11 protein-coding genes are annotated in these 13133 nt (G+C 53.1%); 5 read left to right on the top strand and 6 right to left on the bottom strand.

Annotation, left to right across the window (positions count from 1 at the left end; all coding sequences use genetic code 11):
* Positions 1 to 1446: 1446 nt before the first annotated feature.
* From ACH2A7_RS10045 to ACH2A7_RS10035, 3 genes are all read right to left on the bottom strand, one after another.
* On the bottom strand, positions 1447 to 2499 hold the full coding sequence (locus tag ACH2A7_RS10045; RefSeq protein ID WP_394961766.1) for an abortive infection system toxin AbiGii family protein: 1053 nt from the start codon (positions 2497 to 2499) through the stop codon (positions 1447 to 1449).
* 2 nt (positions 2500 to 2501) lie between these two features.
* Complete coding sequence (locus ACH2A7_RS10040) at positions 2502 to 3440, bottom strand: abortive infection system antitoxin AbiGi family protein (RefSeq protein ID WP_394961764.1); 939 nt, start codon at positions 3438 to 3440, stop codon at positions 2502 to 2504.
* Between the two features lie 148 nt (positions 3441 to 3588).
* Entirely contained in the window at positions 3589 to 4194 is a 606-nt protein-coding gene (locus ACH2A7_RS10035) for a metallophosphoesterase (RefSeq protein ID WP_394961762.1), read from the bottom strand.
* Positions 4195 to 4564: 370 nt separating this feature from the next.
* Here ACH2A7_RS10035 and ACH2A7_RS10030 point away from each other — a divergent pair, with 370 nt between their 5' ends.
* Positions 4565 to 5074, top strand: a complete 510-nt coding sequence (locus tag ACH2A7_RS10030) for a hypothetical protein (RefSeq protein ID WP_394961761.1) — start codon at positions 4565 to 4567, stop codon at positions 5072 to 5074.
* Positions 5075 to 5236: 162 nt separating this feature from the next.
* Here ACH2A7_RS10030 and ACH2A7_RS10025 read toward each other — a convergent pair whose 3' ends face one another.
* Positions 5237 to 5872: a hypothetical protein gene (locus ACH2A7_RS10025; RefSeq protein ID WP_394961759.1), complete on the bottom strand. Its 636-nt coding sequence runs from the start codon at positions 5870 to 5872 to the stop codon at positions 5237 to 5239.
* 714 nt (positions 5873 to 6586) lie between these two features.
* Positions 6587 to 7606 carry a LacI family DNA-binding transcriptional regulator gene (locus ACH2A7_RS10020; protein ID WP_394961757.1) on the bottom strand — a complete coding sequence of 340 codons (1020 nt, stop codon included), beginning with the start codon at positions 7604 to 7606 and terminating at the stop codon, positions 6587 to 6589.
* Between the two features lie 203 nt (positions 7607 to 7809).
* Between ACH2A7_RS10020 and ACH2A7_RS10015 the strand changes: the two genes are divergently transcribed.
* From ACH2A7_RS10015 to ACH2A7_RS10000, 4 genes are all read left to right on the top strand, one after another.
* Positions 7810 to 9072, top strand: coding sequence for an extracellular solute-binding protein (locus tag ACH2A7_RS10015; protein WP_394961756.1), 1263 nt, complete (start codon positions 7810 to 7812; stop codon positions 9070 to 9072).
* Between the two features lie 74 nt (positions 9073 to 9146).
* Complete coding sequence (locus ACH2A7_RS10010; RefSeq protein ID WP_394961755.1) at positions 9147 to 10019, top strand: carbohydrate ABC transporter permease; 873 nt, start codon at positions 9147 to 9149, stop codon at positions 10017 to 10019.
* A 3-nt stretch (positions 10020 to 10022) separates the two neighbouring features.
* Positions 10023 to 10877, top strand: a complete 855-nt coding sequence (locus ACH2A7_RS10005; protein WP_204658013.1) for a sugar ABC transporter permease — start codon at positions 10023 to 10025, stop codon at positions 10875 to 10877.
* A gap of 11 nt (positions 10878 to 10888) precedes the next feature.
* Positions 10889 to 12634, top strand: coding sequence for a glycoside hydrolase family 13 protein (locus ACH2A7_RS10000; protein WP_394961754.1), 1746 nt, complete (start codon positions 10889 to 10891; stop codon positions 12632 to 12634).
* A 292-nt stretch (positions 12635 to 12926) separates the two neighbouring features.
* On the opposite strand, the gene ACH2A7_RS09995 is transcribed toward ACH2A7_RS10000, so the two are convergent.
* A partial coding sequence (locus ACH2A7_RS09995) for a hypothetical protein (protein ID WP_394961753.1) occupies positions 12927 to 13133 on the bottom strand: 207 nt, incomplete at its 5' end.

The following is a 13133-nucleotide window of genomic DNA, read 5'->3' as shown; positions in this document are numbered from 1 at the left end:
CGACCACAGAAAAAAGCCCCCTATTATATCTTTGTGACACGGATTCCCTCAAAATTTCACTCTTCTAAAAATAAATTCGGAAGTTTGGCAAACTTGACGGGAAGTCGGCTACAAAAAAACCTCCCATTATATACCAGTAGCTCAGACCCTCAAAAACGAAACACCCCCCAAGAAAAAACGGTAAAGTTTGGCAGTTTTGACGATGCCGCGGGTCATGAAAAAAATACCCTCCATCTTATATAAGTTACAAAGACGCCTGAAAACGAAACACCTTCCAAAAAAATAAAAAATGTTTGGCCATTTTGACGGTTCCGCGCATCATGAAAAAATACCTTCTATCTTATATAAGTTACACAGACCCCTCAAAACGGCCACCCTTCCAAAAAAATTTTTTAAAGTTTGGCGAATCTGACTAAAGTCTGGCCGCAGAAAAAATCCTCCCATTATATCCTTGTAACACGGACCCCTCAAAACGGCCACCCTTCCAAAAAATTTTTTAAAGTTTGGCGAATCTGACTAAAGTCTGGCCGCATAAAAAATCCCCCCATTATATCCTTGTAACACGGACCCCTCGAAACGAACACCTTCCAAGAAAAAACGGTAAAGTTTGGCGGTTTTGACGATGCCATGAGTCTTAAAAAAATACCCTCCATCTTATATAAGTTACACAGACCCCTCAAAACGCTCACCCTTCCAAAAATAGATTCAGAAGTTTGGTGATTTTGATATATCTCATGGCCCCGGCATTTTTTCCGTCCGCAAAGAAGCCTAATTAGGCTTCCTTGTCGGGTCGAAAGAGTAAATTGTAAGCAAAAGTGGAAGCCTTATTAGGCTTCCTTTTTCTTTTTACGGAGACTTGCCAGTGACGCTCACCAGCTGCGAAATACCCTGAGCACAGTTGCCCGCTGTGGCTACACGAACAGCGCAGCGCCGGCCAAAGAAACAGCGCCTGCAGCCCACAAACCTCGCAAAACGGCCATTCCAGCCACATATCCACCATCCCAAAGCCCCCGAAGATACAGCTTGTGTTACACCCGGCATACAGAGCAAAATGCGCGGCCAAGTCATTGCCGGTCATGGGTACCCGGCGCTTTGTTCGTTCCAGTGGGTCATAGATCCTCCTTTCCGTGACCGGGAGAAGGACTGTCGAAAACCGTGTGAACAGGGCAACAAAAAAGAGCCGCATGAACAAAGACTTCGGGAAAACCCGAACACCTGCTCACACGGCCCTGGTAGTCTTGGCTTTGAAAAGCCAGCTCCTGATCACTCGTTGTTTGCTATTCAGTTGTGGATCGTCTGTTGGCTATGACCTCCAAACAAAAGTTTAGAATAACGTAGGTACAGAAAATGTCAAGGGCTTTCATGAAAACTCCTGAATTGATAAAACCAGACCATTCGCAAGTTATAATGGAACTCAATGAATTGCTTAGTCTTTATGAGAAGGCTCTAAGCATTCTTTTCACCATAAAACTGCTTGACCTCTTCCCCAAAGCTGTGTGCGGATTGCAATTCACGAAATTTTTCAGTCATGTCAATCTGTCGGTTATCTTTATCTTCATAGACCTCTACTTTATAGACTGGTTCCAAATCTGTTCCGCTGCATTTGAGTATATATACTTCTTCGTTATCATCTTTCTCAACGGCATCAACATTTGCTTTGAAAATGTACTCGTGTGTTGTGACAGCGTAACCATACCCAAACAAGGTGCCCTTACGCTCTTTATCGAAACGCATAGCAAATTCCTTGCCGGGAGAAAAATTCTCATCAATTGGTGATTCAATGCTTTTGTAAGGTATCCTGACAGTAAAATTACCCATGTTTGACCGGAGGGGGACTTTTTGAACCAGCAACAGATAGAGAAGATCTGTGTTCATTCGGTCGGCGGCTGTACCTGATTTTACATTGAATTTTGCACCCAATATAATTTCCAAAAGCCAGGCTCGATGCCAGAATGCTTGCTCGTCGTACAATCGCTCCAACAAATTTTTGTCTTGCTCACTGACTGTTTCTCGACAAAATACTTTTGCTAAATGATATGTGGCATTTAATTCCTTCCAAAGCGTTTCGGTATCGGGAGCATTAGAAAAGTTACATCGCCAGCCGAAATTGACTTTGTTGGATCCTTCTTGATATTTTATTTCAACATGTGAAACAACTTTATCAGCATCGCGAACAATGACAGTATGATCGTGATTCTCTCTACGCAAAAGATAATTGTAATCACCAAAATCAGTTGACAGGTGAAAAGGGAAACAATCCGATGGAAAAATAACAGGATCAAGAATATTGGTATACGAGTCAAACAGGTGTTTCCCGGTCTCTGTGCAAGAGTAAATATCTAACTTTTCCAATCCCGTAATCGTACTCGGTTTTCCTTGTTCAATCTTTTTCAGTCCGGTGTTTAAGAACTCTTTCTTTGACTCGGCAGAATCAAAACGCAAAACCCCTTCTATTGTTGGTTCTGTAGTGGAAAAAATTTGTTTAAGCAAATTTGCCATTCTTACCAATCCTTTCGAATCTCCTGAAGAACAAGTATTTTACTTATCAATAAACATCGCTCTTCTATTTTATCTGTCAAGAAGTTTTCGCTTGGTAACTGCAAGATCAAATTTATCGTATCTATTCTGGCCTGTTCATCAGGCACGATAATATAGCGAAGTTCGCTGTAATCAAAATCCAATCGTAATGCCTCAAAAGGCGGTTGCACAAAAAAATCGGACTGCTTGTTTAGAAAGCCTTCATTTCGCCAGCCCAGCTCATAAGGGTTTGCAATTATAGGATACAGGTCAATGGCAGCTTCTGCTGAAAGTTTTGATAAAACATCTAGACTGGGTACATAGCGCCATTCCTGTTCATCGTAGAAGTTTTTATACATTGAAATGTTTCGAGATGTTCCCTCGATTTCAAGGACACGTTCCATTTTTCCACGAAGAGGTTTTACAAATGCTAAGCGCATCAACACATCAGATGTTATGTCATCAGGTAGTTCATCCATGCTTATGGCACAGGAAAATGTTGCTTTGAGATCTCTCACATAATGGCTCTTTATATTCAGGTAATGTATCGGTTGCAGCCCATGTCGCTCGCCCCATTCTTTTGAAAAGGCGACTGCATACTTTCCGTAACATCCGGTATGACTGGTATCACATGAAACGGGTTTGCGTGTTTCCTCATCCACGACATTTGCTTCTGTTTGCAAGGTGCTTTTGTGAAGAGGAATATCACAAAAACATTTTTGCAAAACAGCTATCTCTCGAAATGAATTTCCGTCGTTCATTAAATCCAAATAGGCAACATCTTCTATACAATATCGTGGGAAAAGAGCTTTCTTTTGAAGGGCGAAATCCAAAAAACTCTGCTGCTTCATAAAATGAAACAAAGCATTAGAGCTTTGGCTATAGTCCTCATGAAAACTATCAGCATTTATTATTTCCTGCATTGTCATAACTCCTATGTACTTATGTGGGAACTATATGCCTTTTGCGGTAGAAGGGCTAATGTTTCGGCGCCGCCTCAAACTCGTGGAACAAGAAATGCATCCGCCGGATTCGCTTGTTGATGTGCCAGTGCCCGCAATACCAGGCGTCTCAGGTCAGGCGGTCGTCGATGGTATCCAACCATCGCTCGGTGGAGGCGTCCACACTGCTCTGGTCGATGCCGGGCAGAAAGGCTTCCACCGGCTCGTACTTGAAGGGGCAGGTGTGGCTCAGCACCACCGGCATCTGCCAGCCCCGGGCGGCCAGCACCTGCTCCACCTTGGCCTTGGTGGCTTCGTCGGGCTGCTCGTCCTCCCACCAGCGGAAGCCCCGCATGAGGCGGTAGTACTTGTCCACGCTGTAGGCACCGCCGATCACCAGATGCTCCCGCCCTTCCAGCGTGTAGACCTCGCCATCCACGGCGAACAGAACGTGAGGGTACTCCGGCTGGATATACACCTGGCCGCCGTTCCAATCCTGCAACACATAGCCGGGCACATGGGCGGGCCGGCACTCATGGTTGCCGTGGATGCACAAAACTGTTGGGCCGCAGGCGTTGAGCGGCTCCTTGACGTAGATATCCCGCTCGTTCAGATAGTAGTTGGCCCCCACGTCGCCCAAGATCACCAGGGTGTCCGCGGGCTGCAGCCGCATCTGCCGACAGAACTCCACGATCTCTGCCACGTCGCCGTGGGGATCGCCCGTGTAGAACACCATACCGCTCACTCCTTTTTTCCATTATAGCAGAGAGCCGGTCCTATAGTGCGGACTATCAGAAAACAGGGGCTTGAAATCACACAACTTTATCCGCTCGACTAACGGAAAGCAGCAAAAGTTGTGCAGAATTGAGGTTGGACTGGAGGGTATACGCCGGGCATTCTAATAATCATTTGACAACGATTATTAGAATGATAATTAGATAGCAGAATACATATTGTGCGGTAATGGTACGCCTTTTACTGCAGAGTATGTTCATGTCGCACGAGCTTTGTTGACCGCTGTCGTAATATGGAACATAATATTATTGCTTAAGTAAATAGTGCACACGGATTACGTGACAATTTTCTGCTAATGTCTATAAAATATTATGGCACCATTGGAACAAAAATCGCCGCATCATGGTGCTTCAAAAGATAAGCTGCATAAACTGTGCGGATGCACAAGACCTACAAAACCAACTAAAAATGGAGCCCGGAAGAAAAATATGCAAGAGCAACCACTTACACAACAACAGGCAATAGCAATCTCATTAATAAAGACCGATTTGAGATTTCTTTTTACTATCGTAAAAAACAGCGAGCGTTTCAAGTCGAATTATTGGCTTTCTTTTATGCCATATATGGGGATAATAATTGACGGCGTGGAAGATTGGCTCCAGGCCTATAATCAGAGCAGTAAATACAAGATCACAGCGCCTACTTTCAAAAAAGAGGAGCAACAGTTCTATGAAGAAATGCGTTCTGCAATCAAAATGTGGGGCATGGAGTACGATGAGTTATATCAAAAACTAAAGATTTTATATGAAGAAAGCGATCGGTATTTCTCTTCTCTTTGCCGTCCAATTGCGAAAGAACTTCATCTGTATGATATCATCTAACGGGAGCTTAATTTTGAAGCTGCACGATGATGCATGTGAGCAACTGGAACAGCCGCAGGATGAAAGCTGCGCATAGCGTTTTGGCCCCAAAACCAGCGCAAAGTCAGCCGGCAGGCGACACTTAGAATCAGGCGGGAAAGGGGCAGTTCCCCAAGGTACGAATCACGGTTTCTTCCGTAGCTTTCTTGGCTTCGGCGCCACCGCGGCGATCATGGCGTAATGTTCCTTGCTCTTTCTTGTGATGCTGTTGTAATCCTCCGAGGTGAGGAACTCCAGCAGCCACTCTTTGGGCACCTTATAGGTGTGTTGATACGGGAAGGACTTTAACCTCCCCTCGGTGCACCAGCGGCTGACGGTGCGGGAGGCGTAGCCGGTGACGCGGGAGATCTGGCGGGCGTCCAGCACGTCGGGCTGGCGGGCCAGCAGGTTCTCGTACCAGCGGCGCACCCGCTGACGGGTGGCGTCGGTGAGCAGGAGCGCACCGTTTAAGCCGAAGGCTGGGGGCTTGTGGTTCGGGTAGTTCTTGTACCAGCCGCTGGGCGGGGTGTAGTAGGCCGGCTCGGCCAGGCGGCGGCGCAGGTAGGCGGCCACGTCCGCCTTGGCGATCTTGTAGCAGCGGGTCTGCTTGCCGGTGTTCTCGCAGGGTACCAGGCCGCTCTGCAGCAGGTAGATGGAGGTGCGGGTGCCGATGCGGCAGGCCTTGCGGAAGTCGGTGCGGCCCATGGGGTCGGGATAAGGGGCCAGCAGGTCCTGGATCTCCCGCTCCAGGGCGTCCTGAAAGAGGTTGCTTTTCTTCATTTTTTGGGTTCTCCTTTGTTTTGAATTGGGACCCGGAGAACCACCGCGTTTTCCACCAAAACTATACAAATTGTTGAAACTTGGAAAGATACTACACAAAATCGGCCCGAAATCTTGCATTTGGCGAAATACGTTTTCCGGCGGCGGGGCGAAAATCCAGTGTTCATCCGGCAAAACGTCCCTCAATTATCTTGCATGAAATCTTGCATTTTTCCAAAAAATCTTGCCAAACGGGGCCAAAATGGGGGATGCCGGTTTGATTCGTACCAAAGCCATTTTTCGGGCTTTGGTCCCGCGAAAATGGCTTGAACTCGCCGAAAATCCGGGGACAAACTGACCAGCTCTGACCTGCTCTTTTCCGCAAGAGCCTTTCCGGCACAGGACTCGAAAGCACAGAAGCTGTCGACTTATGCCTAAAAGTACAAATTGTGTTTCCGATGCGGTATGGGAACAGGAATCAGGAACGCCGGACAGATTCCGCAGACGCCCGATAAAAGCATCTGGTTTTGCACCGCTTTCCGGGGTGGCCAGAGATGGGCGGGTGAATGCGCGAGTTCTGAACCTTGTGGTGAATAAGAGAAAACAAAAAAGGCCAGCCGGGCAATTCATGCCTGGCCGGCCTTTTTTGGTTGCTTTTTTATAAGGGGATTGCCTGGGGGTACAGCTTTCGGCGAGCCAAACGAGTTGGGATTGCTGTATGTGTCAATAGGAGGGTCACGGCCGGTAGGGCGTAGTGGCGTTGCATACCAGCCGGGGCAGGGTGGCGTAGGTCTGCACCAGCAGCTCCGGGCGCTTAAGCACCCGCAGCATCATGGCCCCCGCGGTGCGGCCCAGGTCGTGCACGTCGATCTGCACGAAAGTGGGCAGCGGGTCCAGCACGGTGGAATAAGGGTAACGGTCGAAGGTGATGAGCGCCATCTCCTCCGGGATGTTCAGCCCCTGCTTCGCGGCCACCTGGTACAGCCCGAAGGCCAGCAGATTGCTGCCGCAGATCACCGCGTCGGGGCGTTGCTGCATGCTGAGCAGTCCGAAGGCGGCGTGGTAGCTGCCTTCCAGGTCTGCGGTGGTGTGGAGGATCCAGTCCTCCCGCACCGGCACACCGGCCTCCTGCATGGCGATGCGAAATCCCCGCAACCTCAGATAAGCGATCTCATCGGTGGTGCCCTCCGCCAGGAAGCCGATGTTCCGATAGCCCCGCTCCAGAAGATGCTCTGCCGCGATCTGCCCGCCCAAAATCTGGTTGGTGTCCACCCAGCACAGCCGGGAGCCATCCCCCGGGTGACCGATGAGGATGTGGGGAAATTTGCGGCGCACCAGCAGGGCGGAGATGTTTTTGTCGATGGCGGCCCCGTGGACGATCATGCCGTCCGCCAGCTTTTGCAGAATGATCTGCTCGGCGGTGCTGCCGGGCGCCTCTTCGCGACAGGTGTCCATGATGGTCAGAGTATAGCCCTTTTCGCTCAGGGCGCTCTGCACCCCGCAGAGAATGTCGAACATGTGGGGGTTTGTATAGGCGATGTCGGCGGGCAGACTGGTCAGGTAGATGATGTTCCGGGTGGCCCGCCGTGCCAGGCTGGCCGCCCGGCTGTTGGGGGCATACTCCAGCTCCCGCATCACCTGCTCCACCCGGCGGGTGGTCTCCTCCGAGATACCGGGGTGATGGTTGAGAATTTTGGAGACGGTGGCCACCGAAACGCCTGCCCGGGCGGCCACGTCCTTGATGGTGATGGGCATGGGGTGCTCCCCTTTCCTGTGTTTGGTAAATCCATAGTATAACGGTTACCTAAAAAATGCAAGAGAATTGCCTATTAAAATTTGAAATTTCTGGACAATACTGCTAAGATTTAAGAAGAAATCAGGGCATAAATCCGGAATTTATCCCGAACAGGAGAAAAAAATCAGGTAAGCGTTTTCACATTGAAAAAGGAGGAGACACCATGAAAAAGGCAATTTCCCTTTTGTTGAGCGCGGCTCTGGCGCTGGGGATGCTGGCCGGTTGTGGCCAAACGCCCTCCAGCGCGCCCCAAAGCGGCAGCGCGGCGGCGCCCGGCAGTGAGACGGCCACGGAGCCGGTCACCATCAAGATCTGGCACGACGGCGACGAGGCCATCATGCAGACCATTGCCGACACTGTGAACTCGCAGCTTTCCGGCGACAACATCACGGTGACGTTTGAGAAAAAGACCGGCCTTTCCGACCAGCTGAAGCTGTACGGAAGCGACGCGGCAAACGGCCCGGACATGTATTTCTACGCCCATGACTCCCTGGGCACCTTCGTGACCATGGACATTCTGGCTCCCCTGTCGGAGGTAGCGGGCGCGGATGTGCTGTCAGACGCCCTGCCGATGACGGTGGAAGCCGGCCAGATCGGCGGCGAGCAATACTTCCTGCCCGTGTATTTTGAGACGCTGGTCTTTTTGTACAACAAGGCGTTGTGGCAGGGGGATATCCCCACCACCACCGAAGATCTGTATGCTTATATGCAGGCCAACACCGACACGGCGGCAGGCACCTATGCTGTGGTCAACCAGCACTCCACCGCCTACAACGTATCCCCCTTCATCAACGGGTTTGGCGGCTACATCCTGAACGAGGAAGGCCAGCCGGGGCTCAACGATCCCAAGACCATCGAAGGGGTGGAATACAACAAAAAGTTCGCAGCGCTGCAGGCGGACGGCGACTATAACACCGTGACCACCCTGTTCAATGAAGGCAAAGCAGCCGCAATCATCGGCGGGCCGTGGCTGGTCTCCGGCATCCGGGACGCGGGCATCAATTTTGGCGTGGCCTCCCTGTCCGACATGACGCTGCCCAACGGCAACCCGCTGGCGCCCTACGCCGGTGTGCAGGGAGTCGGTGTGCTGAAGACCGGCGCCGAGGCGCACCCCGAGGCCATCGGCAAGGTGCTGGCGGCGCTGGCCTCCCCCGAGGTGGGGGTGGCGCTGGCCAAGTCCTCCGGCTGCGCCCCTGCCAACAGCAAGGCCTATGAGGACCCGGAAGTGGCGGCGGACGAGCTGATCGTGGCCATCCAGAAGACGGCAGAGACCGCCCAGCCTATGCCCAACATCCCCGAGATGGGCGTGCTGTGGGGCCCGGCGGAGAGCTTCCTGGTGGCGGTGAACAAGAGCGGCGAAGATGTGGCCACTGCCGCCGAGACGGCCCAGCAGGCCGCGCTGCAGGCCATTGCCGACATGCAGTAAAATCAGAATCCGAAACCCGCGCGGGGACGGCAGGTTTGCCGTCCCCGCTTGTGGGGTAAAAAGGTGGTGGCGTTATGCGCAAAAAGCCGTGGCTGTACAGTGCTCCGGCACTTCTTCTCATCCTGATCGTGGTGGTGTTCCCCATCGGGTACACCGCCTATATCTCGCTGACCAACATGAACCTGTATCACTGGGCGGATTTCCGCGTGATCGGTTTGTCCAATTATGTGCGGGCTCTGTTCAAGTTCGATTCCGGTTTTCTGGGGGCGCTGTTTACCACATTGCTCTGGACGGTGGTGAACATGGCCCTGCAGCTGTTCTGCGGGTTTTGGATCGCCCTGGGGCTGAACGCCAAGGGTCTGCGCCTGCGCCGGCTGTATAAAACACTGCTGATGCTGCCCTGGGCCATGCCGGCCTATGTGTCCATCCTGCTGTGGCGGGTGGGCATATTCAACACCGAGTTTGGCCTGCTCAACCAGTGGCTCACGGCGCTGGGGCTGCCGAAGTACAGCATCCTGGACAACACGGTCACTGCCTTTCTGGCCTGCCTTGCGCTCAATCTCTGGATGGCGCTGCCCTTCATGATCGCCACCATTGACGGCGCATTGCAGAGTGTGGACGCCAGCCTGTACGAGAGCGCCACACTGGACGGTGCGGGCTTTTTCCAGAAAGTGCGCTTTATCACCGTGCCCGGCATCCGGGCCATCATCGCCCCCGCTGCGGTGATGACCACCTTCATCACCTTCAAGCAGTTTGACATTGTGTATCTTCTCACCCAGCAAAAGGGGTACATGACCGGAGCCAATTTGAACACCGTCATCACCTATGCCTACCAGAACGCCTTCGTTTCCAACAACTACGGCCTGTCCAGCGCGGTGAGTATGCTGTTGTTTGTGCTCATCATCCTGTTTTCACTGGCCACCAACCGAAGCCTGCGGGAGGAATGACCTATGGATAAAAACAGAAAAAAGCGGACGCTGGGCATCCTGAGGCTGACGGTGCTGAACGGGGCGTTCCTGCTGCTTTGCCTGGTAGCACTGGTGCCGGTGCTCTATGCGCTCACCCTTTCTTTCAGCGGCAGCGGCGCGGCACTCTCCTCGCGCTTTTCCTTCTGGCCCACCCAGCCCACTTTGGAAAACTATCGGGCGATTTTGTTTGACGAGCCGTTCCTTTTGTGGTTCCGCAACTCGGTGATTTTGAGCGTGGGCACCGTATTCTTTTCTATGCTCTGCGCGGTGCCGGCGGCCTACGCCTTTTCCCGCTGGCGGTTTGCAGGCCGGCGGTTTACATTGAAGCTGCTGCTGGTGCTCAATGCCTTCCCGCAGATCTTGTCGATGTTCGCCCTCTTCCGGGTGCTTAAGACCATCGGCCTGCTGAACACCCACGGAGGACTCATCCTGATCTACGCGGGCTCCATGTGCGTGTTCGCCTTGTGGAACATGAAGGGATATTTCGACACCATCCCGGTGGAGATCGAGGAGGCCTCCCGCATCGACGGCGCCAGTGACCGGCAGATGATCCTGCGCATTGTGCTCCCTTTGGCCAAACCGGCCATCGTGGTCACCTGTGTGATGGTGCTCATCACCGTGTGGAATGAGTATCTTTTCGCCACCACCTTTTTGCTGGACAGCACCAGCTACTCCCTGGCGGGCGGGCTGTATCAACTGCAATCCAACGACTACAGCCGCAGCTGGCCTCTCTTCTCGGCAGCGGCGGTTCTGGTGTCGCTGCCCATTCTGGCGGTGTTCTTTAAGATACAGAAATACATGGTCTCCGGCCTCACCGCCGGTGGCGTGAAGGGATAGGTGACGGCTTTGTGATAGATAAGGCAGCGATTCTTCATATCCCCTGTTCAGAGTATGCCTATCCCCTGGACGAGGAGACCTTCTGCGTGCGGCTGCGGGCTGGGCGCAGGGATCTGGTCAGCTGCGAACTGTATGTGGCAGATCGGGCCTGTGAGACCACCCCCATCCGCTTTGAGGGCCTGCCCATGGAGCGCATTGCCCGGGATGAGCGATTCGACTTTTTCCAAGCGGTCTTTCCCATCCGTCATACCCGCCTTTGTTACTATTTTCGCCTGCAGGGTCAGGAGGAATGGACCTATTATTACGGCGACATCTTCACCCGGGAACTGGCCGACCTGCAGATGGAGGGAAACTGGGTAGACGGGCGCAGCGAATACTTTCAGTACCCAGCCATCCTGCGCACCGAGATCGCCCGGCCACCCAAGTGGATGAACACCGCCTGTTTTTACAACGTCTTCCCGGACAGCTTCGCAGACGGCTCCGACGCGTTGGCCGGCCCGGCGAAGAGTGGCGGGCGGCTGGGCGGCACACTGCGGGGCGTGACGGAAAATCTGGAGCACATTGCCCGGCTGGGGTGTAACGGCCTGTATCTGAATCCGATCTTCACCGCAAAGAGCTACCACAAATACGACACCATCGACTATTACCATGTGGACCCCTGCTTCGGCACCGACGATGACCTGCGCTCTCTCGTTCAAAAGGCCCACAAAATGGGGATGCGGGTGGTGCTGGACGGGGTGTTCAACCATAGCGGTACCGGCTTTTTTGCCTTCCAGGACGTGTTGAAGCGTGGAGCGTCGTCGCCCTATTTTCACTGGTATGACTTCGTTCCGCCAACGGGTCCCGGGCTGGACGAGCAGGGCCACCCCAATTACGCCTGCTTCGCCTATGTGCCGGAAATGCCCAAGCTGAACACCGCCAATCCTCAGGTGCAGGCCTATTTTGCAGAGGTGGGCCGCTACTGGGTGGAAGAATTCAGGGTAGACGGCTGGCGGCTGGATGTGGCCAATGAGATATCCAAGGAGTTCTGGCGGGTCTTTCGCCGGGCGGTGAAGGCCGCTGACCCCGATTGTGTGCTTATCGGGGAGGTGTGGGAGAACGCCCGGGACTGGCTGCGGTACGATCTGCTGGACTCGGTGATGAACTACGATTTCCGCCGCCATTGCCGGGACTTCTTTGCCCTGGGCCGCATCGACGCGGCTGGCTTTGCCGCCCGGGTGACCAATATAGTGCTGCGCTACCCGGAACCCTATTTGCGCGCCCAGCTGAACCTGCTGGACAGTCACGATGTCTGCCGTTTTCTGTCCCTTTGTGGAGGCGATGAGCGACGGATGCGGCTGGCGGTGGTGTTTCAGATGCTCTTCCCCGGCACGCCCTGTGTCTTTTACGGCGATGAGGCCGGTCTGACCGGCGTCACCGAGCCGGAATACCGCCGCCCCATGGACTGGGAAAACGCGGAGGGCAGCTGGTTTGACTTTTACCGGCAGGTAGCAGGTCTGAGAGCAAAATACCTGAACGGTACCGAACGGTTCACCGTTCTCGCGGCGGCGCCTCAAAGCCGCCTGTTCGGTTATGCGCTGGAGCGGGAGGGGCTTTGCCTCACCGTCTGGCTGAATGCCGGCGACGTGCCCTGCCCGCTGCCAGAGGCGGAGGAGGCAGAGCGGCTGTGGGAACAGAATGCTTCTCATGAGGCCCTGGGGCCCTGGGGCTTTCGGGTGTGCCGGCAGGCCCGGCGGCCCACCGTTCTGAGCAACTGACACAAAACCGCATGATGGCATCTTGGATGCCGCCATGCGGTTTTTCCTGTCCTTATCCTGCGTTCAGGGCAAATGCTTTGAGAATGTGCGCTTTGCCCTTGCATGACAATATGTGTCGTTGCCGCTTCTGTATCAGCGGATGGCATTGAAGATATCCAGCTTCAGTTCCTCGTCCATATCGTATGTGTCTTCGAGAATAGCGGTCAAAATACGATGCAGTAGTTCTTTGTCTATTTTTCCTGCAGCGACCTGATAGCCGCGTTTTATTCCTTTTAATGTTCTTGGATTATAATCAGTATAGCATAAAGAACGGGTATCTTCCATGGCCTGAAATAGGATCAAGCACACAAGTGCTGGCAATCATCGTTACGTTTAGTTCTTTTTCCTCGCCCTTCTTGGCTTCGGCGCCACCGCGGCGATCATACACGACGCTTACCGTGAGTAAAACAGGCTTTGCAACGATTGAGACGAATAAATACGGGCTATCTCCCATGCTGGC

Origin of the sequence: Candidatus Allofournierella merdavium (assembly GCF_944382735.1) — a bacterium.
Lineage (GTDB): Bacteria > Bacillota > Clostridia > Oscillospirales > Ruminococcaceae > Allofournierella_A > Allofournierella_A merdavium.
Note: the sequence above shows the minus strand (reverse complement) of the source record. Positions and strands in the feature narration are given on the sequence as shown.